Consider the following 25,965-nt stretch of genomic DNA (forward strand, 5'->3'; position numbering starts at 1 on the left):
TATATATCATAATATAAAATGGAATCCTACAATAGCTTTGATGTACCAAACGGAATTATAACATAAACTATGAATCATGGATATTTCGCACATTGAGCATATTGGAATTGCTGTTGAAAACCTAGAAGAAGCCATCAAATATTATGAACAGATTTTAGGAATGAAGTGCTATGCTATAGAAGAGGTTGTCGATCAAAAAGTGAAGACAGCCTTTTTTTTGGTCGGTACTAGCCAAACCAAAATCGAATTATTAGAGAGTACTTCCCCAGATGGACCTATTGGAAAATTCATTGCCAAAAAAGGGCCGGGCATTCACCATATCGCTTTCGCCGTAAACGACGCCACCGAAGCGTTGCAATTGGCAGGAGACAAAGGCGTTCAATTAATAGACCAACAATCCCGTAAAGGAGCCGAAGGCCTGAACATAGGCTTCCTTCACCCAAAATCTACTTTAGGAGTCCTAACTGAACTTTGTTCAAAATAAGTACCAACAAAACTATATAGACGGTAACAAAAAACACCCCCATGGCAAATCAAGATAAAATAAATGAGCTCATCGCCAAACGCGCTGAAGCCCGATTAGGAGGCGGAGAAAAACGCATCGATTCGCAACACGCTAAAGGAAAACTAACTGCTCGCGAGCGTATTGAAATCCTTTTGGATGAAAATAGCTTTGAAGAATTTGATATGTTCGTTACCCACAGGACCAAATCCTTTGGTCTGGACAAGGAGCGCTACCTATCGGACGGAGTGGTAACCGGTCACGGTACCATCGACGGCCGCATTGTGTATGTGTTCTCCCAAGACTTCACGGTTTTTGGCGGCTCGCTTTCAGAAACCTATGCGTTGAAAATTTGTAAAATCATGGATATGGCCATGAAAATTGGGGTACCCGTTATTGGACTGAATGATAGTGGTGGGGCCCGTATACAGGAAGGTGTACGCTCTCTGGCAGGTTATGCTGAAATTTTCCAAAGAAACATTATGGCCTCTGGACTTATTCCCCAAATCTCATCCATCTTGGGGCCTTGCGCTGGAGGAGCCGTATACTCTCCTGCCCTCACCGATTTCACGATTATGACCGATCAAACCAGTTATATGTTCGTTACGGGACCTAAAGTGGTTAAATCGGTAACTGGTGAAGATGTTACCACAGAACAATTGGGAGGCGCTACCATCCATTCTACCAAATCTGGGGTTTCCCACTTTTTAGCTGAAAATGATGAAGAAAACTTAATGCTCATCAGAAAACTATTAAGTTACCTTCCTTCCAATAATCTTGAAGAGCCACCAACCATTGCTACTTCAGATCCTATTGATAGATTGGATGACGTACTGAACACCATTATCCCTGAAAACCCAAACCAACCTTATGATATTCTGGATGTGATTTCAGTTATCACCGATAATGGCGAATTTTTGGAAGTACACTCCAACTACGCCAAAAACATTGTAGTAGGTTTTGCCCGTTTCAATGGGCATTCGGTGGGGATTGTCGCTAACCAACCAAAATTTTATGCTGGGGTTCTAGATTGTGAATCCTCTAGAAAAGCAGCCAGATTTGTTCGTTTTTGTGACTCCTTCAATATTCCTCTAGTAACCTTAGTTGACGTTCCTGGATTTTTACCTGGAACCGGACAGGAATATTCCGGAATCATCTTGCATGGCGCAAAATTACTCTTCGCCTATGGAGAAGCTACTGTGCCTAAAGTCACCATTACTTTAAGAAAATCGTATGGTGGAGCCCATGATGTAATGAGCTGTAAACAACTACGCGGCGATTTGAATTACGCATGGCCAACAGCCGAAATTGCTGTAATGGGTGCCAAAGGTGCCGTTGAAGTATTGGAAGGCTCCAACATTAGAAAGATTACAGATGCCGATGAAAAGCTGAACTACATTGAAGAAAAAGAAAATGAATACACTACCAAATTTGCCAACCCATACGTGGCTGCCAAATACGGCTTTATCGACGATGTCATAGAACCTAGAAATACCCGCTTCCGAATTATTAGAGGATTGGAATTACTAGCCAACAAAAAAGAGGTAAATCCTCCTAAAAAACACTCAAATATCCCATTATAATCATGAGTATACCATTATCCATAAGCAATATAGACGAAGGTTATGTAATTCTTCTAACGGGATTGTTAATCGTGTTTTCGGGTCTTCTAACCTTGACGGTATTTTTCAAGTACGGTTTGCCATTCATCCTAAAATTTTACAACGGATTAAAACCAGGACCTAAAAACACTAACAAAGAAATCACCTGCAAGGTACCAGGAAATGAATTTACAGGTGAAGTTGCTGCCGCCATTTCCATGGGAATTCATTTGTATCTAGATGAACAACATGATAATGAAAATGCAGTATTAACCATTAAGCAAGCTCGCAAAATGTACTCCCCTTGGAGTTCTAAAATTTACGGAGCCTACAATAATCGATTTTAAAAATCAATAGACAGCTTACATCATGAAAAATTTCACATTCAACATAAACAAAAACAGTTACAAGGTTAAAATCTTGTCTCACGAGGACAATACCATCAACCTAGAGGTGAATGGCACGAGCTACTGTGTAGAACTGGAACAGGAAATCAAAAAACAAAAAACCCCTGTTTTGGCCAGAAGATCTTCCTCTGCCAATACAGAAAAACCTAAAGTAGTTAATCCTACTTCTTCCAACAAACGGGCTATTTCCGCTCCAATTCCAGGCGTTATTTTGGCTTTAAATGTTAAGGTAGGTGATCAAGTTAAAGAAAACGATCCGCTTTTGGTCTTGGAAGCCATGAAAATGGAAAACAACATCATGGCCGACAAATCGGGAGTGGTTACAGCCATTCACGTCACCGTTGGCAAACAAGTATTGCAAGGTGATGCCTTGATAGAAATAGAATAAAACCCGCCATGTTTTCTTAGGAATTCACGGAGCACAAAAGTGCTTTAACAAGCCCAAAAACTAGAGAAAATGAAAAAACTAGCAGTAATATTTGGAGTTATATCAATGTTGCTTTTTATAAAACCAGTCCTAGGTCTCACCACAAGCAATACCAATGTAACCACCACCGAAGTAGCCGCACTTAACACAAACACAAATACCTCAAGTGATGACGATAACTTCATAACGGAAGCTGTAGATGGCATTAAGCAATTTTATGCCTATACAGGTTTTGCCAACGCCCAATCTGGCCACATCATCATGATTATCATAGGAATTGTCTTTATCTACCTAGGCATCAAGTTCGATTACGAGCCCCTTTTATTGATTCCCATAGGAACGGGAGTCATTATAGGAAACATCCCCTTTGTAATGGGGAACCAAACCGGTATTTATGAAACTGGATCTGTATTGAACTACCTCTACTTTGGAGTGGTCAAGGGAATTTATCCGCCTTTGATATTCCTGGGAATTGGAGCCATGACCGATTTCTCTTCGCTCATTGCCAACCCTAAACTAATGTTGTTGGGAGCCGCAGCGCAAATTGGAGTATTCGGGACATTCTTAGGTGCCCTATATCTTGGATTTAACCTGCCTGAAGCCGGCGCCATAGGCATTATTGGAGGAGCTGATGGTCCTACCGCCATCTTCCTATCCTCTAAATTAGCCAATGGTATCAACATCCTTCCTGATGGTACAACCGTGAAAAACCTGATTGGCCCTATCGCCATTGCCGCCTACTCTTACATGGCATTGGTACCGGTAATCCAGCCGCCAATCATGAAGCTGTTGACTACCAAAAAGGAACGCCTTATCAAAATGAAACCCCCAAGAGCGGTATCCCAAAAGGAAAAAATGATCTTCCCTGTGGCCGCCTTGTTGTTAACCACCTTTATTTCGCCTAGTGCTTTACCCCTTTTAGGAATGTTGTTCTTTGGAAACTTATTGAAAGAATCAGGACGTACCGAACGTTTGGCAGAAACCGCAAGAACCAAACTTATCGATATTGTAACCATTCTTTTAGGAGTTACCGTAGGAGCATCCACCCAAGCAGACATCTTTATTACCAAAGACTCGATGCTAATCTTCGGATTGGGAGCCATTTCTTTCGTAATTGCCACTATGGGAGGACTATTGTTTGCAAAACTAATGAACGTTTTCCTTAAGGGAGACGAGAAAATAAACCCACTAATTGGAGCTTCGGGAGTATCTGCAGTTCCAGATAGCGCTCGGGTTGTACATGCCGAAGGTCTGAAGGCAGACCCTACCAACTATTTGCTCATGCACGCTATGGCACCAAATGTTGCGGGTGTTATAGGATCGGCCATTGCAGCAGGTATCCTACTGAGCTTTTTAGCTTAAACACTGAATAATAAAAATACAAGCAACAATCTAAAATACTATTGTTATGAGTTTAGCAAATGTAATGAATCCACCAAAAGTATCTAGTGTACCAAATGTGATGACTGCAGAAGAAGCTGTAAAATTGGTAAAATCTGGAGATACCGTACTCATTCAAGGTGCTTCGGCCACCCCTCAAACCTTGGTAAGAGCTTTGGTAGCAAGGGGACCTGAGTTAAGAGACGTAGAAATTGTACACCTACATACCGAAGGGGAATGTGGTTATGTAGATCCGAAATTGAGAGATAATTTTCATACAAGCGCCTTCTTTATTGGCGGCAACATCCGCAGAAGTATTGGCGATACCGCAGATTATATTCCTATTTTTTTAAGTGATATCCCTAGTCTTTTTAGAGAAGGCTATATGGAATTGAATGTGGTTTTGGTGAACGTATCCCCACCAGACAAACACGGCTTCTGTTCTTTGGGAGTTTCCGTAGACATTATTGTGTCTGCCATAGAAACAGGCAAAACGGTTATTGCCCAAATCAACTCCAGAATGCCACGTACGTTTGGAGATGGTATTGTACACATTAGCAACTTTACGGCCTGTGTAGAAGTAGACGAACCTATCTACGAAATGCAATTGGCCCCACCTACCAAAGAAGAAGCTACCATTGGAAAAAACATTGCAGAAATTATCGAAGATGGCGCTACCTTACAAATGGGAATAGGTGGAATTCCTAACGCTGTATTATCCTATTTGACCAACCATAAAAACCTTGGAATTCACACCGAAATGTTCTCCGATGGTATTGTAAGTTTGGTTGAAAAAGGGGTGATCAATGGCTCCAACAAAAAAATCAATCCACATAAAATAGTGTCCGGTTTTGCCATGGGAACCCAACGTCTTTATGACTTCATGGATGACAATGCCGAAATTGAAATGCGCGATATCGCCTATGTTAACGATACGGCCGTCATTCGTCAAAACCCAAAAGTGACCGCGATCAACTCAGCGATTGAAATCGATATTACAGGCCAAGTATGTGCCGATTCCATAGGAACCAGAATGTTCTCAGGTGTAGGAGGCCAAATGGACTTTATGCGTGGGGCTGCTCTTTCCAAAGGAGGTAAACCTATCATTGCCATGACCTCAACCACATTGAAAGGTGTGTCTAAAATTGCACCTATTTTAAAACCAGGTGCCGGGGTTGTGACTACCAGAGCCCATGCCAGATATGTAGTTACCGAATTTGGGGTAGCCGAATTATTTGGCAAAACCTTGAAAAAACGTGCCGAAGCACTTAGAAACATTGCGCACCCAGACCATAGAGAAGAATTGGACAAAGCTATTTTTGAACGATTCGGAAGATAAGTGCCACGCAAAGTTCAACATAAAAACAAACGTATGAACACTCAAAATAACACACTCTTTTCCAACTTTGCGCCCGTTACCAAAGAGGAATGGTTGGAAAAGGTGAACATCGACTTAAAAGGAGGCAATTTCGACAAGCAGTTGGTTTGGAGAAATTTAAACGATATTACACTACCTCCTCTTTACACTCCTGAAGATGCCATTACTCCCGTGACGAATACAGGAGAAAATGCCGCTTCATTTGTAAACTACAGACATATCAACGTTGATTCCGCATCAGAAGCCAACGCTCAAGCTTTAAAGGCCATTACGGAAGGCATTACAGGATTGATTTTTGACGTAAAAACTGAAGTTTCCGTAGTCCAACTGCTAAAAGATATTGACCTTAATTCCATTAGTGTATCCTTCCAACTGGAAGATGGACTCTTGCAATTTGCAGCCAATTTCTTTTCCTATGCCAACAATCATTTAATCGCTCCAGAAAACCTAAAAGGGTTTATAGATCTGAATCTGATTACCGAATATGTTACCACAGGAAACCTTTCACAATCCAAACTAGATAGTCTCAATCGTTTGGTGGAGTTAAGCAATGCTTACCCAAATTATAAAACGTTGAGCATTTCAGGTACCGCATTTTTAGATTCCGGAAGCAATCAGGTACAAGAAGTAGCTTTTACCTTAAATGCATTAGTTTATCTTATCGAAAGCTGCTTGGAAATTGAAGGCAATCTTGAAGCTTTGTTCAACAATCTTCATGTGCAACTAGGAATAAGTTCGGAGTATTTTGTTGAAATTGGGAAATTTAGAGCTTTCAATAGCCTGTTGGCAGCCATTGCCAAAACTTATGGTGTGACTGAATACAGCCATAGTTTAACAGCTAAAACTTCCGTTTGGAGCAAATCCGTCACCGATCCCTACACCAACCTGTTACGTGCCACCACAGAAGCCATGTCGGCGCTGTTGGGCAATGTAGATGGCGTTGTTATCGATCCGTTTGACAAGGAGTTTAAGGAAACCTCAGCGTTTTCAAATAGAATTGCCGGCAATATCTCTACGATTTTAAGAGAGGAATCTTACTTCGGAAAAGTGGCCAATCCTGTGGATGGTTCCTATTACATAGAAGATGTTAGCTCCAAAATAGCCGATAAAGCATTGGCTTTGTTTAAGGAGGTAGAATCTCAAGGTGGTTTTTACGAAGCTTTTGAAAGCGAATATATCCAACAACAAATAGCTGAAATCCGTCAAAGAAAACTTACCCTTTTAAGTCAGCGTCGTTTGGCTATGGTGGGGGTTAACAAATATCCTAACCTTATGGAACGTATTCCTTCCAATATCTTATCAGAAGGAAGCTCCAAATCCAGAAAATTGTTGACACCTCGTCGCGCTACGTTGGAAATTGAAGCACTTAGAAGAACTACTGAAGAACTTATAGAGACCACTAAAAAACGTCCTATCGTAGAGCTTAGCAGTTTCGGAAATCTCACCATGAGAAAAGCAAGAGCTGCTTTTTCATATGACTTTTTAGGGGTTTCAGGTTTTGAGGTTTGGCAAGAGAAAAGCTATACTTCAGCTCAAGAAGCCGCCGAAAGCAGTGCCACTTCCAACTCAGATGTCGTAGTAATTTGTAGCTCCGACCAAGATTACGAAACGTATGCTCTAGACTTTGTAAGAGCCTTTAGAGCTATCAACAAAGACAAAATTCTGTTACTGGCCGGAAATCCCGTAGCGCTTATAGATTCCCTAAAAGAGGCAGGATTGGATGATTGCATCCATATCAAATCGGATGTTATTCAAACTATTTCGGGGATACAACATAAACTAAATGGCCTAGTTGCACACTAACCTGTGAATGACCATTGACTCACAAAAATAATGACTTATGAAACGAGATTTTTCAACTCTAAGTTTAGACCATAACACACAGGCACCCAAAGCTGCAGGCAAAAAAACCGTTTGGAATACCCCTGAAGGCATCCCTGTTAAAACTCATTTTACAAAAAAAGACATAGACCAAGCCGAACATTTAAACTTTGTAGCAGGTTTACCTCCTTTTACCAGAGGGCCTTATAGTGCCATGTATGCCTTACGTCCATGGACCATTCGTCAGTATGCAGGTTTCTCCACTGCGGAAGAATCCAATGCCTTTTACAGAAGAAATTTGGCTGCTGGGCAAAAAGGACTTTCGGTAGCTTTTGATTTGGCTACACACAGAGGCTACGATTCCGATCACCCAAGGGTAACCGGTGATGTTGGTAAGGCAGGTGTTGCCATCGATTCCATCTTGGATATGGAAATTTTATTCGACCAGATTCCTTTGGATAAAATGTCGGTTTCCATGACCATGAACGGTGCCGTACTGCCCATTATGGCCTTTTATATTGCAGCTGCCAAAAAACAAGGCGTGGCTTTAGACCAACTGAGTGGTACCATTCAAAATGACATTCTCAAAGAATTTATGGTGCGTAACACTTACATTTATCCACCGTTACCTTCCATGAAGATTATCGGGGATATTTTTGAATACACCACCCAACACATGCCTAAGTTCAATTCTATCTCCATTAGCGGGTACCACATGCAGGAAGCAGGTGCCACGGCAGATATTGAATTGGCCTACACCTTGGCAGATGGTTTGGAATACATTAGAACAGGATTGGCCGCAGGCCTAAAAATCGATGAATTTGCCCCGCGACTTTCCTTCTTTTGGGCTGTAGGAATGAACCATTTTATGGAAATTGCCAAAATGCGTGCGGCACGTATGCTTTGGGCAAAAATCATTAAACAGTTCAACCCAAAAAATCCGAAGTCCATGGCATTGCGTACCCATAGCCAAACTTCCGGATGGAGCTTGAGTGAACAGGATCCGTTCAATAACGTGGCCAGAACTTGTATTGAAGCCATGGCTGCCGGTTTGGGAGGCACACAATCCTTACACACCAATGCTTTGGATGAAGCGATTGCCCTTCCTACGGATTTTTCGGCAAGGATTGCACGTAATACCCAAATTTACATTCAGGAGGAAACCCAAATCACCAAAGCGGTAGATCCATGGGCAGGTTCTTACTATGTAGAATACCTAACCCAAGAGATCGCCAAAAAAGCGTGGAAACTTATTGAAGAGGTTGAAGAATTGGGTGGTATGGCCAAAGCCATTGAAACAGGGGTGCCAAAAATGCGTATTGAAGAAGCCGCTGCTAGAAAACAAGCCAGATTGGATTCTGGTCAGGATATCTTAGTAGGTGTAAACAAATACCAAACCGAGGAGAAATCGGATATTGAAATCTTGGAAGTGGATAATTCCGCAGTGAGAACGTCTCAAATAGAACGTTTGAACAGCCTTAAAGCTAACAGAGACCAAGCTGTGGTAGACGCGAAATTAAAAGCACTTTCCAGCTGCGCCGAAACAGGCAAGGGTAACCTACTGGAATTAGCCGTGGATGCTGCCGAAAACTTTGCCACTTTAGGAGAAATCTCCGATGCTTTGGAAGCTCACTTTGGACGCCATAAAGCAGACACCAGACTTATCAGTGGGGTCTACAGAAAAGAGGTGAAAGATGATTATACCTTTGAGGAAGCCCAACAATTGGCAGATAAGTTTGCTGAAATTGAAGGGCGCAGACCAAGAGTCATGATTGCCAAAATGGGACAAGATGGCCATGATAGAGGCGCTAAGGTAGTCGCTTCCAGTTTTGCCGATCTTGGCTTTGATGTAGATATGGGACCGTTGTTCCAAACCCCTGAGGAAGTAGCCAAACAAGCCATAGAAAACGATGTGCACTTTGTGGGAGCCTCTAGTTTAGCCGCTGGGCATAAAACCTTAATTCCACAGTTAATAAACGAATTGGAACGCTTAGGAAGACCTGATATTTTGGTCTTTGCCGGAGGTGTGATTCCTGAACAGGATTACCAATACTTATTAGACCGTAAAGTAGCTGCTGTATTTGGTCCCGGAACCGTGATTGCGAAGTCTGCCATCACGATTATGGACAAATATTTAGCACTCGATTAATAGCCCATTTTATTGTTAGATTTGTTCTTTAGAAGGCTCCAAGGTTTTACATCTTGGAGCTTTTTATTTAAGCCTACTAAAGATTTATGAAGTAATATGCTCTTTGCTCTAGAAAAGTAACCCCAGGATTTGGGTACAGATAATCAGTAGTACCATGGCAATTGGATATACCGTAGCATAGGCCACCGAAGGAGCATCAGTAGAAGTCATACTATCAACAGCCGCCAAACCAGGTGTACTAGTCATAGAACCGGTAAGGGTTCCCAATAACGTAAGTGTGTTTATTTTGAAGAAGAGCTTAACTATTACAGCTGCCAAAAACATAGGCAAAAAGGTAATAACGCCACCAATAAGAAACAGTTTAATACCATACTGTGAATAAGTGTCCACCAGGGTCGCTCCTGCCTTGGTTCCCACCACGGCCAAGAATAACATCAGTCCAAATTGACGCAGCAACTGGTTGGAATTACCACTCATCACCCATAAAATCGGGCCAGTTTTCCCCAATCGCCCGAGAATCATGGCGACAATCAACACCCCTCCAGTTAAGCCCAAATTAAAGCTAAAACTATCTCCGAAGGAAATGGAAACTTCGCCTACCAAAATCCCAATCACAATCCCTAAGGCCAAGGGGAAGAAATTTGTATCTGACAATTTGCTTTTGTTATCCCCAATCAATTCAGAAATTTGGGGCACACTTTCCTTTTCACTTGAAATCATCAATTTATCCCCTATTTGCAATCTGAGTGTTGAATTTGGGGATAAATCGATACCACTTCTTCTAATACGTGTGATGGTTGCGTTAAAATTATCTCTCAGATTGAGCTCTCCCAAGGATTTGTTTACCAATTCAGTCTTGGTCATTAAATAGGATTGCACCACATATTCCCTACCCAGTTCAATTTCAACATTGGCCGGTGGACCAATAAGCAGTTCTACACGTCTTAGTGCTTCCTCGCTTCCCACTACTCTAATATAATCACCTTTGTGCAACACCGTATCTTTTTGTGGAATAAATGCATGTCCATCATGCTGTACCCTAGAAATCACCCCTTTGGTCATAGAACGCACTCGTAGCTCTGCAATGGTTTTCCCTATCGCGCCTTCATTCTCTACCATAAAAGTACTTCTTAGAATGGCCTCATAATGGCCATGTACTTTTTCTTCATAATCCTCCTCTTCCTTTTTCAAACTTATTTTAAACACCTTAGGATACAGTTTTACAAATAAAATCACCCCTATCACTCCAAAAGGATAAGCTATACCATAACCTATGGAGGCCAATGGCGACTTTGTGACGTCTATAGCTGTTGCTAGCCCAGGTGTACTGGTTAGAGCACCAGACATCAACCCTATGGCAATGGGCTTTTCTATATGTAACAAAACCATAGCAAGGTAGGTAATCAATGCTGCGGAAATGATCACCAAAGCCGACAGTATCACAAGGTTTTTACCCTGTTCCTTAAAAGAATCGAAAAAACCGGGCCCCGCTTGTAGCCCAATGGTGTAAATAAACAATATCAAGCCAATTTTCTGAAGAATATCCGGCAAGGATACACCAAAATGCCCGAACAAAAGGGCCACAAAAATTATTGCTGAAATATCTAAAGAGATCCCCTTTATTTTAATGTTTCCGATGACAAATCCTAAACAGATGATTAAAAAAAAGGCGAGATACGAAGTGTGCAAAAAATCCATTGGTGTTAGTTAAATTCCACAATAAAAGTAAGGTATTTCAAAAAAGGCAATTTCCCAATCCTATCTACTTTGACACGAATGGGCAAGTAAATTTACTGAAAGTCTACATCCCAATAAAGCGTTTCTTTAATTTAAAATTCCGTTTTTTCAAACAATTTAGTTCGTCTCGAAACTCAACACCTCCTTAAACTTGGCAATCATATCTTCGGCTGCCTTTACAGGAGAAATTTGAGAGGCCATGATTTGGGCTTCCAATCTTGGCAATTGTTTTGCAATGGTTTCAGAACCATAGAACAGTTGTTTTAGCTCTTCATTAATGGTATCGTACATCCACTGTATTCTTTGCTGATTTCTATTTTCAACAAAATAGCCATTGCCAACAACCAGTTCCTTATAACTCAAGATATTTTCCCAAATGGTTGCAATGCCCGTATTGTGCAAAGCGGAAGCCTTCGTAACTGTTGGAGTCCACCCCGATTCTGAAGGCGGAAACAAGTGCAATGCATTTTGATATTGCAACCTTGCCCTATCGCTCTGTTTGACATTGTCCCCATCAGCTTTGTTAATGACTACCATATCGGCCATTTCCATGATGCCCTTTTTAATCCCCTGCAATTCATCTCCGGCACCGGCCAACATGAGCAACAAAAAGAAATCGGTCATACCATGAACAGCCGTTTCCGATTGGCCCACCCCTACCGTTTCAATTAAAATAATATCGTAACCAGCAGCTTCACAAAGCAACATACTTTCGGCTGTTTTATTGGCAACCCCTCCAAGGGTTTCCCCTGAGGCTGAAGGGCGGATGTAAGCGGCTTCCATCCCACTAAGCTCTTCCATACGGGTTTTATCCCCAAGAATACTCCCTTTGGAACGCTGGCTACTAGGATCGATAGACAGAATAGCCGCTTTATGACCTTGGGAAATGAGGTATTTCCCAAACGCTTCAATAAAGGTACTTTTCCCCACACCAGGAACGCCTGTCACCCCAATACGCATGGAGTTACCAGAAGCAGGCAATATATTTTGGATAATTTCCTTTGCCAGAGCTTTATCACTTTCCAGATTACTTTCAATAACCGTAATGGCACGAGATAACACCATACGGTCTCCTTTCAGTACCCCGTCAATGTAGGCTTGGGCAGACAGTCTATTTTTTGGTTTGTAGTGTTTCATAGTAATAATGTTACAACAAAAATAAGAAGTGAAGTTTATTTATAATATGACATCCATCCATAATTAAGCACATTGTGCTATTAATTCGGTTTGAATTTTATAACAGTATGACCTTAACTATCCCTTAGAATGAACTTAGGACACCCTTTTAAATTTTTAACGAACATTCTATCCCAAAATGCTGAACTAAAATGAGCTTAGCTTACAGTATTTAAAATGGTTAAAATCAATACTATAAAGAATTGACACACTATTATTTAGTATCTTTCAATAAACTTATACCAAGACCATCCACTTTATAAATGCCGCAATCACAAACACACATAGAAAAGCCCGAACGCACCATGAGCATCTCTGAGCTTTTTAGGGAAATTTGGGCCTTTGTAAAACCGTATCGCGTCTTGGTATTGGCTACTTTGGTCCTTACGCTGATTGGATCGGTGATGGCACAGGTAAATGCCTATATTTTACGCTATACCGTAGATGAGGTTACCGTTTTGGTGGAGCAGCATGAACCTTTAAAAAAGGGTATGCATTTGTTATTTGTAATCAGTGCCATTTTATTGGGGAAAGAATTGATTTATGCTGCTGTGCAGTACGGACAGAAATTCTTTGGGGAAAAACTCCGTATTTATATTTCGCGTGATTTCTCTCAAACGGTGGTAGAACGCATCCTTTCCTATCACATGGCCTTTTACACTTCCTCCGAAAATGAGAGCGGGAAACTGCAGGCCAGAATAGATTTGGGGATTAGCAGCCTCACCCGCTTGGTTAGAAATTTCTTTATCGATATCCTCCCTCTGTTTGCGAATGCCCTCATTGCCCTCATTGCCATGTTTACAGCCAACTTTTGGATTGGCATGGTGAGTTTAGCCATCATTCCCATTTACTATTGGGTAAGCGTAGTTCAGGCCCATAAACTGAGTGGTTTTAGGCGCCGTATGCGGCATTATCGAGAGACCAAAAGCAATGTGATTATTAGTATCATTGAATCCATTTCAGTGATAAAATCCTTTACTAGGGAAGATTTGGAGGCAGACAAGCATGAAAAGATCCAATACGAGATTACAGAAAACCAAATGAGAACCCATCAAATTGGGTTTCTGTTTGACAGTTTAAAAACCTTTTTGGAACAATTTGGAGTGGTGCTCATTATTATTCTAACGGCCTACTTTGTGCTTAACGGCACTATGAGCATTGGGATGATCATGTTTCATATTATGTTGTTCAACAATGTCTCCGCCCCCATACGCAGACTGCATATGATTTATGACGAAGTGAACGATGCCTTGATTTATTCCGAAGCCTTTTTTAATATTCTTGATGCTGATGAGGAACAGGAAACCTCTGGCAACTATATACCCGACACCATTGTTGGCAACATCCAACTAAGTCACGTCAATTTTGAATATCCGAACGGTACCAAGGCCCTCCACGATGTATCCATGGACATTCCTGCCTATAAAATTACCGCTTTGGTTGGTTTGAGCGGTGCTGGAAAAAGTACAGTGGTAAACCTTTTGGACAAGTTTTACCAACCTACCCAAGGCAATATCTCTTTAGATGGCGTTGATTTGCAGGAGTACAATACCGATTGGCTACGAAAACACATTGGTTTGGTGCTACAGAAAAACCATATTTTTAATGGTTCCATAAGTGAAAACATTCTTTATGGCGATAATGAAGCCACACAGGAAGACGTGGAATTGGCGGCCAAAAAGGCCTACATCCATAACGACATTATGGCTTTACCCAATGGCTATGCCTCCAAAGCCAAGTTACTATCTGGAGGGCAGCAACAACGTATTTCCATAGCCAGATTGTTTTTAAAAAACCCGCCGATTATCTTTTTAGACGAACCAACGGCCAGTTTGGACGCCGTGGCCACAGAACAAATCAAAAAGAGTCTCGATGCTATTAAACAAGGACGTACCGTGATTATTATTTCGCACAGTATTTCACAGATTATCGATGCCGAAAACGTGATTGTTTTAGACCATGGTCGGGTTATTGAACAAGGCACACACGATGAGCTTTACAAAAACCAATCTACCTATTACGAGATTTTTCAGGCTGCTGCCAACAGCTTAAATCTGGAGAAAATTTCGGATACTTTGAATGAGTAGACTCCATAATTTTGAGGATTATCTTCTCTTTTCCTGATCTAAAAGATTATCCAAACTACAATTGTGAAAACACCACTTTTCCGTCTTTTATTACGTACACTGTTTCCTTAAGAGCTTCGATATTCTCCAAAGGATTACCATCAACAATAAGGATGTCAGCCTGCTTACCTGTTTCAAGACTCCCAATTTTCTCAACGAGCCCTAAGGCTTCGGCTGAACTAATTGTTGCTGCCTTAATAACTTCTACTTCCGAAAACCCTCCACCAACTAAATGTTCTATTTCAGTATATGTCATAGCTCCTGGTCCCAAATTAGGGCTAACTTTAGTAAGTGGGTAAAACCAATCAGTACCTACAAGCATTTTCGCCCCCATGTCATTCATCTGTCTAAAACGGGATATAGCCTCCTCTCTTTTTCTTACACCTTCTGTTTTAAACGCCTCTTTACTAGGTGAACTAAAGAAGATATAACCAGTAATAGTTGTTGTATATGGAACATGATGTCGAGCTAAAAGCGTTCCTATTTCTCTAGCAGTGTCTGCTGAAATTGGCATCTTTGGAGGATGTACCAAACCATCAAGTCCATTATTTATTGCCCTTTCTACAAATGACACCTCTGCAATATGAGCCTCCGCATGAATACGCTCCTTATGAGCTTGTTGAATGACAGCCTCTTCTATGTCATTAGGAAGTGAGACCGGATAAATAAGGCTATCGGAAACAAACTTTATGAAATCAACCCTTTCTTCAGCCAATTGCTTTACCACTGATTTGGCCTCTTCTGGACTACTTAGCTCACGGGTTACTAATTTTCGGCATAATGGATTGTCTTTACAGACTGTAGTGGCTGGATGTCCTCCATTATATGTTAGTACTGGTCCACTGGTAATTATACGTGGCCCCTCCAATTTTCCTTGATTAATTTGATCTCTTACCTCACCAATATAAGGCCAAGAATCCCCAGTCGACCTAACCGTGGTAATGCCATGCCTAAGGAATTCTTTCAAAACATGTGGTAGGCTGTCCGAAATGAACACATTAAAAGAATCTATATCTTCAACCATTGGTATTGCCAAATGTACATGCGCATCTATTAAACCCGGCATTATTGTTTTTCCTGAAGCATCTATACGATTTGCTGACGAGGATATAATTGGTTCCTTAGTCACAGAAAGAATCCGATCGCCAGACACAACTACCGTACCTTTCTCTAGCACTGTACCGTTTCCAATAATTACACGAGCATTTTCTAAAATAAGTGTTGGCTCCTGCGCCGCAACACTAAGTGACAAACAAAAATTAATAACAAAATAAAAACGAATAAAGTGAAGTGAACTCATGACTACTAGATGTTTATAAAATTACACAATACATTACGGCTGTTTCTAAAAAAGTAGCTCAGCCGCAAAAAAAACACTAATAATCAGCTCTTTATAAAATTACCCATTCTTAGTAAATTAAGCAAATACATGTTAAAATGAATACCATTACTTAACATTACATCTTTCAAACGACAGTGAAAAGCTTAAATCTGTAAAAAATTTCGGATACTTTGAATGAGTAGCCCAATCCCTGCATACCATTTCCATTTATAAGTCTTTCACTTTTACCCAACTAAAACTTTCCACTTACAAAGTCACTTTTTTATGCTTTTTAAAATGAATAATATCCTATTTTTGCAGTCATTTATAATAAGTCTAAATAAATACAATGATGAAACATCTACTTTTTTGTATGTTTTTTTTGAGTGTTTTCGGCCTTTATGCCCAAAACGCTTCCATTTACGGAACCATTTCCGATGAAAACAACCAACCTGTACCTTATGCTACCATAAGCTTAAAGGGAACCTCTAAAGGCACCATGGCCAATGACCAAGGAAGCTACCGTTTGGAGCAGCTTGAAGCAGGCCAATATACGCTTGTATTTTCAGCAGTAGGCTACATTAAGGCAACTCAGCAAATTGACTTAAAAATCAACGAAAGCTTAGAGATCAACTTCACCTTACAAACCGATTTAGAAGCGTTAAACGAAGTGGTGATTACTTCCAACCGAGTTCGCGAAACTTTGGATGAAGTACCATCTTCTGTTTCTGTGCTTTCTTCCAAAGAAATTGAAAGCTACCAACAAACCAGTACCAATATAGCTGACGTATTGTTGGAAATTCCAGGAATTTCCTTAAGCACCAACCAAACCAGTAATACAGGGCAAACCTTGAGAGGTAGAAAAATGTTGATTTTGATTGACGGAATCCCACAGTCTACGCCATTGCGTAACGGAAGTAGAGATATCAATACCATAGACCCCAATACCATTGAACGTATTGAGGTAATTAAAGGGGCTACTGCCATTTATGGAAACGGTGCCGATGGTGGTATTGTGAACTATATTACCAAGAAAACAGATGCGGCCAAGCCTTTTGAAAGCACTACCATGATTGGAAGCACTGGAGCCTTAAAAACCATTGAAAAAACTGTAGGTGCGAACATTTCCCAAACTTTCTCTGGAAATTTGGATAAGTTGGGCTATGTAGTCAACGGAACCTTCAGACAAACAGGTGTCTTCCGCGATGCCGACGGGGAAGTTATTTCTCCGTATTACGGAATTGGAGAAACCGATCAATACAGTTTGTTTGGAAAATTGAACTATCAAATTGCAGACAACCACAAGGTGGAATTAATGTACAACTACTTCAGCAGCAACCAAAATTCTGACTATGTTGCACAGGTTGGAGAGTATGGGGTAACACCTTCTATTGGAGTATTGGGAGAAGATTTGGCTGTAGACCAAGGAAACCGTTACAACCACAATGCACAGTTGACCTACGATTTCACAAATATCTTTAAGAACACCGATTTCAAACTAAACTTGTACGCCCAGGATTTTAGAACTGTTTACGGATATACTACAAGTTTCTACGATCCTAATTTAGGATTTGACGGCGGACAATCGTCTATCATCTCTACCAAAATGGGAGCGCGTTTCAATTTCAATACTACTTATCAATTTGGTGAGGTATCTGGAAACGTTTTATACGGATTGGACGTGTTGAACGATGTGACTGCTCAAGAATTAATAGACGGCAGACCATGGGTTCCAGAAACCGACATGACTAACATTGCACCATATGCACAGTTGAAAACACTTTACAAGAATTTTGTATTTAAAGCAGGTGTCCGTTTTGAGAACATTGGCATCCACATTCCTGATTACGTAACCCTAACCCGTTACGCAGCCGGAGCGACAACGCCTAGTAGTGGTGGTGTTGCTGTTGATGGTGGCGATTTGGATTATAATGCCACGACTTTTAACGTAGGATTACGTTACAATAAATGGTCGGTATTCAAACCGTTTGTGAGCTTCTCACAAAGTTTCTCTATTGCCGATTTAGGACGTACGTTGCGTTCGGCTACAGAAAGCACCGTAAGCCAAATCAATTCGGATGCGGTGATTGCCAACAACTACGAAATTGGTTTCAACAGTCGTATTGGACAAACCAATTTTAGTGGCGCGTATTTTATCAGTACTTCAAAATTTGGAGCCACTTATACTGAATTACCAAGCGGTATTTTCGAAATTGACCGTCAGCCAGAACGCGTTTACGGATTTGAGGTAGCTGCTGACACCAAATTATCCCAATATTTCAACTTAGGAGGATCCTTCTCCTATACTGAAGGTAAATTGGATGTAGAAAACAACGACAACTACGACACTTACATGAACAGTGACCGTATTCCTCCGGTGAAAGGTGTGCTTTATTTAGGATATAATTTAAGTAATGCCTTCAATGCAAGAATCTCTTACATCTACTCAGGTAGTAGAGATCATTTCGAGGCTAACGAGAATGGTGATTATTCATACGGACAAGGTCCTATCTCTAGTTTCAACCTAGTAAACCTAAGCACTAGCTACCAGATGTCGCCATCTACAACTATTGGTTTAGGAATTGAAAACCTTCTTAATGAAGATTACTATAACCTGTTGTCACAATTTGCAGCACGTAATAACGATTATATAAAAGCCAACGGAGCCCGTTTTAATGTATCACTTACCGTGAAACTTTAAACCACTCCCTATCTCATTAAAACATCCTGTAATATATTTGCAGGATGTTTTTTGTTATAATCCATTTTATCCCAATGTTTGCACTTTAATTGAAACGTGAATAACAGACGCCTTTTAAAATATCATTCGTATCTAGGGTTGATCTCTGGACTTTTTCTATTGGTAATAGGACTTACCGGTGCAATTTTGGCCTTTAATGAAGACATAGATGATATTACTTTTAGAGCCTATAGAGCTGAGGTTAGCTCTGAAAGCACACTAAACTTGGATCAGGCCATTCATACCGTGCAAGGCCAATTTCCAGAATGGGAAACCAGAATTGTGCATTTTCAACCTGGGGAATCCATTCTATTTAATTTGCGGCTTCCCGATGCCAGACGTTTTGTGTTTGTACATCCCGAAAGCGGAACCATTATTGCCAACATTGATGCCAATACAACCGTTGCCAAATGGATTTTGAAATTGCACTATTCCTTTCATGCTGGAGTATATGGCCGAATTTTGGTCTTTGTTGTTGGGGTGCTCTTTTTCTTGTCCTTAATCACGGGGCTTATCTTATACCGTAAGGTCTTGGTTAAAACCTTACTGTTTAAAGTGAAGATAAAACGCTCCCACAGTCGTAATTTCTATTCGGCCCTACACCGTTATGTAGGCGTTTGGGCTTTGTTGTTCAATTTAGTATTGGTGATTACAGGAACCGTTTTGGCCTTTAAAGTATCTAGATCGGCGTTACAGACGCCTAAACTTCCAGAACCACCGCAAGTGACTATTTCTATTGAAGAAAGTTTAAAAACCATCACGGATAACTACCCTGATTTCACTCCTTCGTATTTGCGTTTTCCTAAAACAAAAGAAGCGCCAATCACTGTGAACGGTACGTTTGATTCCGATCCGTTTTATTACAGCAAATATTTCAACAAGATCCTTATAGACAGTAATACCGGAGCTATTTCATCAGTTACCAAAGTATCGGAAGCCTCTCTCCTCACCCGCTTGGACAGTATGGTATCTCCTTTACACTTTGGGCAATATGGAGGCATGTTCATCAAACTACTTTACTGTTTCATAGGTTTATCAGGGCCTTTTCTATCCGTGACCGGATTTATCATTTGGAAGCAGAAGCGCAAAAAATCAAAAAAATAAGCCTCGTGATCGGATTCAGTATTTTAAGCGCAACGCATTAAACTCTGAATAAAATTTCGAATACTTTGAATGAGTTGAACCGCACTTAAAAACCGCTTTACAAACACCAATTTGCCAAGCGTTAATGATTACACAAAGTACGGCCCGAATCAAAATATTACCCCTATTTTTGCGCCTTGTTCAGAGGACTTCGATGCATAAAATAAATTCCTAGTCTTAAGGACACTTATTATTAAACTAAATACAAAATAAAAATGAAGAAAATTAGTCTGTTAATCCTTGTTTTCTGGATTTCATTACCGGTTTCCCTATTTGCCAATGAAGGCATGTGGTTTTTGATGCACATCGAACGCCTCAACCATCGCGATATGCAAAAAATGGGGCTTCAATTGACTCCAGAGGAAATCTACAGCATAAATAACCAAAGCTTAAAGGATGCCATTGTCCAGTTCAATGGTGGATGTACAGCCAGTATTATTTCCGAAAACGGGCTTTTACTTACCAATCACCACTGTGGTTATGATGCTATTGCCGAGCTATCTTCAGCAGAGCAAAACCACCTTAAAAATGGGTTTTGGGCCAAGTCTTTAAACGAAGAATTAAAACCAGAACAATTGTACGTAAGATTCTTTGTGAGAATGGACGATGTGTCTGAACGCATTTTATCTAAAGTAAATGCTTCAATGACTGAAATAGAGCGCGAAGCCATCATCAATCAAGAGATTGCAAAAATTGAACAGGAAAATAGCGAGAACGGTAAATACAAAGTTTCTGTACGTTCCTTCTTTCAAGGAAACGAGTATTACTATTTTGTATATGAAGATTATACCGACGTAAGATTGGTTGGAACACCTCCTAAAAGCTTAGGAAAATATGGTGGTGACACCGATAACTGGGAATGGCCTCGCCACACAGCAGACTTTTCACTTTTCAGAGTCTATGGAGATGCCAATGGACAGCCTGCAGAGTATTCAACTAATAATGTTCCCTTAAAGGCCAAACATCATTTACCAGTGAATATTGATGGTGTGGAAGAAAATGACTTCGCCATGATTTTGGGCTATCCAGGAAGAACCAACCGTTGGATGCCAGCCGAAGGGATTGAACAAAATGTTAATTATGCTTACCCTGCTTGGGTAGAAGGCTCTAAATTAAGCATGGATGTCATGAAAAAGTATATGGACCAAGACGAGTCCATCAACTTAATGTACGCCTCCAAATATGCCGTTATTGCGAATTATTGGAAAAACCGTCAAGGCATGATTGACGCCCTAACGGCTCATAAAACTGCCGAAACCAAGCGTAAAACAGAAAGCAAGTTCAACAAATGGGCCAACAAATCTGCAAACAAAGACACCTACGGAAATGTTGTTTCCAATATCAATAACTATTACAGTTTAACGAATGACAAGGCGAAACACGACAACTACCTAAGAGTTATTCTACGCTCCAGCACATTTTCTAATTTACCATATAAAATAGGTCAAATTTTTGAAACCTACATCTCATCCAATGAGGCCAAACGTAAAGAATTGTCTCCAAAAATCAAGGCCTATATTGAAGCTTTGTACAAGGACCACTGTTTACCACTTGAAAAGGAAATATTGGCTGAGCAACTCAAATTGTATGCTTCAAAATCCAATTACCAATTGCCAGAAGTTATTGCCAATGTAAAGGCTGAGGACAACCTAGATACCTTTGTCAATGCTTGTTTCCAATTAAGTATGTTTACAACCAAAGAAGGCGCATTGGCCTTCTTGGATTACCCTAATGCCGAATTATTGGCCAATGACCCACTCTATATCCTTTCTGAAGCCTTGCTGACCAAGTATAGAGAGCAACCAGAGCATCTTGTACAACCTTTAAACGACTATCAAGCATCCTTCAGATTGCTAGTTGATGGTTTGCGCAAATCTGGTTTGAGCAAGATCAGTTATCCAGATGCCAACTCAACACTTCGTTTGACCTATGGAAAAGTAAGAGCTTTGCCAAAAGATTCAAGAAACGATGCCAGCATCAACAATTACACGACCCTAGAAGGTATGGTAAACAAATACAAGCCTAATGATGAAGAGTTTGATTTACCTGCAAAGATGCTTGAGATGTTCGAAAAGAAAAATTACGGGAGATATGCCAACAGCCAAGGGCAGCTTCCTATAAATTTCTTAACAGATAATGATATTACAGGCGGAAATTCTGGATCGCCAGTATTGAATGGCAAGGGAGAATTAATAGGTTTGGCTTTTGATGGCAACATTGAAGCAATGGCCGGTGATGTTATTTTTGATAAGGATTTGCAACGTACCATCAATGTAGATGTTAGGTACCTGCTTTGGTTAATAGAGACTTACTCCAATGCGTCAAATATCATCGATGAATTAACCATCATAGCTACCGACAACCAAAGCTAAATCTCTTCGTTGAAATAATAAACATTTATAAAAAAACCGAGAGCACATGCTCTCGGTTTTTTTTATAATATACACATCTTTCATTTTCATAGATCTCCATTACTTTAACATTTATTAAGAAGCACAACAGCCTTTCGTTGGGTTTCTTTTGTTAGTTTTGACACATGGAAAACAAAAGCAACATCAAATCTATTGGTCATATCCCCCCTGTTTTGGGGCTTATGCTTTTGCTGTTGCTATCTCCGTGCAAGGTTCGCAATTATATCCAAAGCGAGTTTGGCTTAGCCACCACAGAAGCTTCCAATAAGAGTAAATCTACTCTTGGTAAAAGTACTTGCAGTGACTTTGAGATTGCCAAAACGATACTGGCGTCTTCCAAAGAAAAGACTGCTAAGGATAGATTGGCTAACACTGCAATGGCCTCTTTTTCCCAAAAGCTTTGGGCTTCGGAAACAGACAATAAAGTCTTCGTTTCTTCAGAAACCAAAGCCCCTTTGGGAACTTCAGTTCCGCTGTATATACTATACCGCAACTTTAAAAACTACCTCTAAGTTCTCTTCGTTTTTAATTTTGGCTACCAAGGAAATTCTTTGGTACGATGTCTTCTTATATCCTATAACAATGGCTCGCATACACTGCAGGCGTACTCTCAGGATATATTGACCACAACAGGAATCCCAACTATGGGTACTCCCCTTTTTAATACAATCAAAACTTAGAAAGTCATGAAACATAAACTTTTTTATATCGCCTTTATATGCCTCTTGTCAATAGGCAGCAACAGCTTATTTGCTCAGGATTTCGATCCTGAAAAGAACAATTATTTAATCCTATCCAAAAATATCCAACAACTCAATCCCGTACTGATTACTGCCAATGATCTTGAAAAAGAAGATGGCAAAGCATATGGTGATTTCTATGTCATCCTTTGTGGAAAAACAGTAAGCGACATTCCAAACAACCCCGAATTTGAAAAGCTTTTGAAGGACGCCAAATCCCAGAATATTAAAGTTTTTGTTTGTGGTATTTCCATGAAAAAATTCAATGTAGACCAAAAACAGTTACCAAAAAACATCACAGTGGTTGAAAACGGTATTCTATATGGATTTCAACTTACCAAACAAGGATTTAATACGCTCACCATTTAAGGCCCACAACATGCAAAACACCCAAATAAAAAATAACGCGGGACTTTTGTCCCTAGCACTGAGATTAGTCGTAGGTTGGACCTATTTTTCGGCCTTTTGGAGGCGCACCATTTTAGCAGACAAACTAGACCCTGAAGTAGCCGGTTATATCGGTGAGAAATTCAATCACTTTTTACCCCATGCCCTAGGCATCAAACCCATTATTCAATATTTGGTTGAAAACCCTGATGTGCTTTGGCTAAACATGGTCATTTTCACCATCATTGAAGGCATTGTAGGCTTGTTTATTTTACTGGGACTGTTCACCCGACTGATGAGTATTGGAGTCTTTGGTTTAGCCATGGGCATCCTTTTGGGATCTGGTTGGATAGGCACAACCTGCTTGGACGAATGGCAAATTGGTGTACTGGGCATTGCGGCTGGCTTTGTACTATTCCTTACGGGAAGCGGCCAATATTCGTTGGACAACTATTTAAGAAAACATAACTTCTCTCTCACCAAAAAATCATGGTTTACTTGGTTGGGATCTGGAGCTTTGCCTATTAAGGACCGTCTATTTCCAAAATTTGTATTGATAGGTTCTCTGTGCATATTAGGGATTACCTTAATGACCAATCAAGTATTCCATGGAGGATTATGGGGACCTTTGCACAATAAATCCGTAAAACCCAAACTAGAAATTAGCAATGGTGCACTGGATAACGAAATCTTGTCTTTTGACGTTTTTAGAACCGAGGGTGTTGATGTGTATGGCTCATGGCTCATAGGTATAGACTTATTGGACGCACAAAACAATGCCGTTGTAAAGTACTCCCAGGAAGCCTTGGCTTCATTGCCAGAAACCTCTATTGACAATTATTATATTGCCAAAATAAAGCCTGGTAAGCATAGTTTGCTTATCCCTTTGGGAGCCAAAGCTAAATTGCAATTATCTCATTCAGATTTGGCAAATTTACCAAAAGGTCACTATACCCTAAAACTAACCGATATCAGCGGTGCTTTTTGGACCTATGATCTGCGAAAACCTTAATCCTAAATTCAGAACGGTTTGGCAGATTGGCTAAACCGTTTTGATTTTTGATCCCAATTATCCACTTACGAATGGCTATACAACAAACCAAAAATCTTAGATTTGTTGTGCAAAACAATCCCAACAACTCATGAGCCTAAAACACTCCATCCTATTTGCATACACCGCTTTAACTATTGTAGCTTGCCAATCGCCTGCCGACATTTCAGGAGTAATAACTGGAGCTGAGCAAAAAGGTTCCAAAATCTACCTTCTGGAACCTGAAAATTTACAAGATTTGGGAGCTCCCTATTTTGCTAAAGTTATCGATTCTGCAACCATCAAGGATGATGGAAGTTTTGAGTTCCGAAATATGCCTTTATCATCTACGGAGAGATTATTGGAATTGGCCGTACAACCTACTGGAAAATCCCCGAATTATTTGGAAACTGAAGCTCAAGAAAGTGCGAACTATATGCCCATAGTATGGCAAACTGGAGAAACTTTAAAAATTTCTGCGGAATGGAAGGCCTTTCAAAAGACCTTTCAAATAACAAACCCTTCCAAAGCTAATACAGCACTCCTAAACCTAAGAGACCTAAAATACCAAGCTTACCAAAACTATCTAGCAGGTAAAGAATGGCAGGTTGAAGATGGCAGTGAATTGTTGGAAAAAGAACACGCCATCTTGGAATACCAAACCCAATTGATGGACTTTGCAGATGCTACCGAGTACTTTCTGCCTGCCGTGGTAGCCCTACGCTGGGTAAGTCCGGAAAATGATTATGAGCGTGTCCCTGAATTTTTGGTGAGGCAATGCGCCAAATGGAGAAAACAACAAGCTGAACATGTTTGGACACAACAATTGTGTAAAATGAGTGATGCGACTAATTTGCCGGTTTTAATAGGCGATGTATTTGCTGACGCAGCACTTCCTACCTTGACGAAGGATACACTGCAACTTAGAGAACATTTAGGTAGTAAGCTCACCATTATTGACCTTTGGGCCTCATGGTGTGCCCCATGCCGAAAGGAAAACCGAGAAGTTTTGGTACCCCTTTGGGACACTTATCATGACGATGGTTTACAAATTATTGCCTATGCCTTGGAAAGCCAGGCAGCCACATGGCAAGCTGCTTCAAAACTTGATGGAGCGGACCGTTGGCTACAAGTATCAGATTTACAAGGAGACAATGCTGATTTCTTAAAACATATTCGTGTGCAGACCATTCCTGCCAATTTTATCTTGGATGAAAACGGGGTGGTGATTGCCAAAAACTTGCATGGCGAGGCCCTAAAAGTTTTTTTAGAAGAACATTTCAAATAGAAACAATCCCTTTCCAATAAATCGAATTGAGCTATTTCTCTTTTCGTCTATTCCTGCAACAAATTTGTTCTCAATTTGGAATGAAGCAATCTTTTATTTCTCATCATAATTAATAAGCATTCCAAATTACTTCTCAGTATCTTTTGATACATAAGTGCTTAGCAAAATTTCTTACATTAGTACAGTTAATTTTTTTGAGTA

At 40.4% G+C, this 25,965-nt stretch carries 19 protein-coding genes; 16 read left to right on the plus strand and 3 right to left on the minus strand.

Annotated features, from left to right (window positions below):
* Positions 1 to 76: 76 nt before the first annotated feature.
* The 8 genes from mce to scpA all read left to right on the plus strand — a co-directional run bounded on the left by mce (position 77) and on the right by scpA (position 9,665).
* Positions 77 to 484, plus strand: coding sequence for a methylmalonyl-CoA epimerase (mce, locus tag ZA06_RS08860; protein WP_053977117.1), 408 nt, complete (start codon positions 77 to 79; stop codon positions 482 to 484).
* Positions 485 to 525: 41 nt separating this feature from the next.
* A complete protein-coding gene (locus ZA06_RS08865) occupies positions 526 to 2,085 on the plus strand; it encodes an acyl-CoA carboxylase subunit beta (RefSeq protein WP_053977118.1) in 1,560 nt (519 codons plus the stop codon).
* Positions 2,086 to 2,087: 2 nt separating this feature from the next.
* Entirely contained in the window at positions 2,088 to 2,450 is a 363-nt protein-coding gene (locus tag ZA06_RS08870) for an OadG family protein (protein ID WP_053977119.1), read from the plus strand.
* Between the two features lie 22 nt (positions 2,451 to 2,472).
* The gene (locus ZA06_RS08875) at positions 2,473 to 2,898 is read left to right on the plus strand and encodes a biotin/lipoyl-containing protein (protein WP_053977120.1); all 426 of its coding nucleotides are present in this window, start codon (positions 2,473 to 2,475) and stop codon (positions 2,896 to 2,898) included.
* Positions 2,899 to 2,967: 69 nt separating this feature from the next.
* The gene (locus tag ZA06_RS08880) at positions 2,968 to 4,299 is read left to right on the plus strand and encodes a sodium ion-translocating decarboxylase subunit beta (RefSeq protein ID WP_053977121.1); all 1,332 of its coding nucleotides are present in this window, start codon (positions 2,968 to 2,970) and stop codon (positions 4,297 to 4,299) included.
* Positions 4,300 to 4,345: 46 nt separating this feature from the next.
* Positions 4,346 to 5,656, plus strand: coding sequence for an acetyl-CoA hydrolase/transferase family protein (locus tag ZA06_RS08885; protein ID WP_240472230.1), 1,311 nt, complete (start codon positions 4,346 to 4,348; stop codon positions 5,654 to 5,656).
* Between the two features lie 33 nt (positions 5,657 to 5,689).
* Positions 5,690 to 7,498, plus strand: a complete 1,809-nt coding sequence (locus tag ZA06_RS08890; protein ID WP_157503199.1) for a methylmalonyl-CoA mutase family protein — start codon at positions 5,690 to 5,692, stop codon at positions 7,496 to 7,498.
* Between the two features lie 37 nt (positions 7,499 to 7,535).
* On the plus strand, positions 7,536 to 9,665 hold the full coding sequence (gene scpA, locus ZA06_RS08895) for a methylmalonyl-CoA mutase (RefSeq protein WP_053977123.1): 2,130 nt from the start codon (positions 7,536 to 7,538) through the stop codon (positions 9,663 to 9,665).
* Positions 9,666 to 9,773: 108 nt separating this feature from the next.
* Here scpA and ZA06_RS08900 read toward each other — a convergent pair whose 3' ends face one another.
* Positions 9,774 to 11,363, minus strand: a complete 1,590-nt coding sequence (locus ZA06_RS08900) for an aspartate:alanine exchanger family transporter (protein WP_053977124.1) — start codon at positions 11,361 to 11,363, stop codon at positions 9,774 to 9,776.
* 156 nt (positions 11,364 to 11,519) lie between these two features.
* Positions 11,520 to 12,539 carry a methylmalonyl Co-A mutase-associated GTPase MeaB gene (gene meaB, locus ZA06_RS08905; protein ID WP_053977125.1) on the minus strand — a complete coding sequence of 340 codons (1,020 nt, stop codon included), beginning with the start codon at positions 12,537 to 12,539 and terminating at the stop codon, positions 11,520 to 11,522.
* 344 nt (positions 12,540 to 12,883) lie between these two features.
* On the opposite strand from meaB, the gene ZA06_RS08910 reads away from it, so the two are divergent.
* The gene (locus ZA06_RS08910) at positions 12,884 to 14,665 is read left to right on the plus strand and encodes an ABC transporter ATP-binding protein (RefSeq protein ID WP_053977307.1); all 1,782 of its coding nucleotides are present in this window, start codon (positions 12,884 to 12,886) and stop codon (positions 14,663 to 14,665) included.
* Positions 14,666 to 14,720: 55 nt separating this feature from the next.
* Here ZA06_RS08910 and ZA06_RS08915 read toward each other — a convergent pair whose 3' ends face one another.
* Entirely contained in the window at positions 14,721 to 16,004 is a 1,284-nt protein-coding gene (locus tag ZA06_RS08915) for an amidohydrolase family protein (protein ID WP_082331987.1), read from the minus strand.
* Positions 16,005 to 16,398: 394 nt separating this feature from the next.
* Here ZA06_RS08915 and ZA06_RS17190 point away from each other — a divergent pair, with 394 nt between their 5' ends.
* The 7 genes from ZA06_RS17190 to ZA06_RS08950 all read left to right on the plus strand — a co-directional run bounded on the left by ZA06_RS17190 (position 16,399) and on the right by ZA06_RS08950 (position 25,764).
* Entirely contained in the window at positions 16,399 to 18,726 is a 2,328-nt protein-coding gene (locus ZA06_RS17190) for a TonB-dependent receptor (protein ID WP_053977127.1), read from the plus strand.
* Between the two features lie 96 nt (positions 18,727 to 18,822).
* The gene (locus ZA06_RS08925) at positions 18,823 to 19,869 is read left to right on the plus strand and encodes a PepSY-associated TM helix domain-containing protein (protein ID WP_082331989.1); all 1,047 of its coding nucleotides are present in this window, start codon (positions 18,823 to 18,825) and stop codon (positions 19,867 to 19,869) included.
* Between the two features lie 254 nt (positions 19,870 to 20,123).
* Positions 20,124 to 22,280: a S46 family peptidase gene (locus ZA06_RS08930; protein ID WP_053977129.1), complete on the plus strand. Its 2,157-nt coding sequence runs from the start codon at positions 20,124 to 20,126 to the stop codon at positions 22,278 to 22,280.
* Between the two features lie 164 nt (positions 22,281 to 22,444).
* Positions 22,445 to 22,831 (plus strand): hypothetical protein, encoded by a 387-nt coding sequence (locus tag ZA06_RS08935; RefSeq protein WP_053977130.1) that lies wholly within the window; start codon positions 22,445 to 22,447, stop codon positions 22,829 to 22,831.
* 174 nt (positions 22,832 to 23,005) lie between these two features.
* Positions 23,006 to 23,428, plus strand: coding sequence for a DsrE family protein (locus ZA06_RS08940; RefSeq protein WP_053977131.1), 423 nt, complete (start codon positions 23,006 to 23,008; stop codon positions 23,426 to 23,428).
* A 10-nt stretch (positions 23,429 to 23,438) separates the two neighbouring features.
* Positions 23,439 to 24,458, plus strand: coding sequence for a TQO small subunit DoxD (locus ZA06_RS08945; protein ID WP_053977132.1), 1,020 nt, complete (start codon positions 23,439 to 23,441; stop codon positions 24,456 to 24,458).
* Positions 24,459 to 24,588: 130 nt separating this feature from the next.
* On the plus strand, positions 24,589 to 25,764 hold the full coding sequence (locus ZA06_RS08950; RefSeq protein WP_053977133.1) for a TlpA family protein disulfide reductase: 1,176 nt from the start codon (positions 24,589 to 24,591) through the stop codon (positions 25,762 to 25,764).
* Positions 25,765 to 25,965: the final 201 nt, after the last annotated feature.

This window comes from Mangrovimonas xylaniphaga, assembly GCF_001280435.1.
Lineage (GTDB): Bacteria > Bacteroidota > Bacteroidia > Flavobacteriales > Flavobacteriaceae > Mangrovimonas_A > Mangrovimonas_A xylaniphaga.

What these genes read in the sequence shown, in the direction of transcription:
- mce (WP_053977117.1), top strand. Translation starts at nt 77, where the DNA reads ATGGATATTTCGCACATTGAGCATATTGGAATTGCTGTTGAAAACCTA.
- ZA06_RS08865 (WP_053977118.1), top strand. Translation starts at nt 526, where the DNA reads ATGGCAAATCAAGATAAAATAAATGAGCTCATCGCCAAACGCGCTGAA.
- ZA06_RS08870 (WP_053977119.1), top strand. Translation starts at nt 2,088, where the DNA reads ATGAGTATACCATTATCCATAAGCAATATAGACGAAGGTTATGTAATT.
- ZA06_RS08875 (WP_053977120.1), top strand. Translation starts at nt 2,473, where the DNA reads ATGAAAAATTTCACATTCAACATAAACAAAAACAGTTACAAGGTTAAA.
- ZA06_RS08880 (WP_053977121.1), top strand. Translation starts at nt 2,968, where the DNA reads ATGAAAAAACTAGCAGTAATATTTGGAGTTATATCAATGTTGCTTTTT.
- ZA06_RS08885 (WP_240472230.1), top strand. Translation starts at nt 4,346, where the DNA reads ATGAGTTTAGCAAATGTAATGAATCCACCAAAAGTATCTAGTGTACCA.
- ZA06_RS08890 (WP_157503199.1), top strand. Translation starts at nt 5,690, where the DNA reads ATGAACACTCAAAATAACACACTCTTTTCCAACTTTGCGCCCGTTACC.
- scpA (WP_053977123.1), top strand. Translation starts at nt 7,536, where the DNA reads ATGAAACGAGATTTTTCAACTCTAAGTTTAGACCATAACACACAGGCA.
- ZA06_RS08900 (WP_053977124.1), bottom strand. Translation starts at nt 11,363, where the DNA reads ATGGATTTTTTGCACACTTCGTATCTCGCCTTTTTTTTAATCATCTGT.
- meaB (WP_053977125.1), bottom strand. Translation starts at nt 12,539, where the DNA reads ATGAAACACTACAAACCAAAAAATAGACTGTCTGCCCAAGCCTACATT.
- ZA06_RS08910 (WP_053977307.1), top strand. Translation starts at nt 12,884, where the DNA reads ATGAGCATCTCTGAGCTTTTTAGGGAAATTTGGGCCTTTGTAAAACCG.
- ZA06_RS08915 (WP_082331987.1), bottom strand. Translation starts at nt 16,004, where the DNA reads ATGAGTTCACTTCACTTTATTCGTTTTTATTTTGTTATTAATTTTTGT.
- ZA06_RS17190 (WP_053977127.1), top strand. Translation starts at nt 16,399, where the DNA reads ATGTTTTTTTTGAGTGTTTTCGGCCTTTATGCCCAAAACGCTTCCATT.
- ZA06_RS08930 (WP_053977129.1), top strand. Translation starts at nt 20,124, where the DNA reads ATGAAGAAAATTAGTCTGTTAATCCTTGTTTTCTGGATTTCATTACCG.
- ZA06_RS08935 (WP_053977130.1), top strand. Translation starts at nt 22,445, where the DNA reads ATGGAAAACAAAAGCAACATCAAATCTATTGGTCATATCCCCCCTGTT.
- ZA06_RS08940 (WP_053977131.1), top strand. Translation starts at nt 23,006, where the DNA reads ATGAAACATAAACTTTTTTATATCGCCTTTATATGCCTCTTGTCAATA.
- ZA06_RS08945 (WP_053977132.1), top strand. Translation starts at nt 23,439, where the DNA reads ATGCAAAACACCCAAATAAAAAATAACGCGGGACTTTTGTCCCTAGCA.
- ZA06_RS08950 (WP_053977133.1), top strand. Translation starts at nt 24,589, where the DNA reads ATGAGCCTAAAACACTCCATCCTATTTGCATACACCGCTTTAACTATT.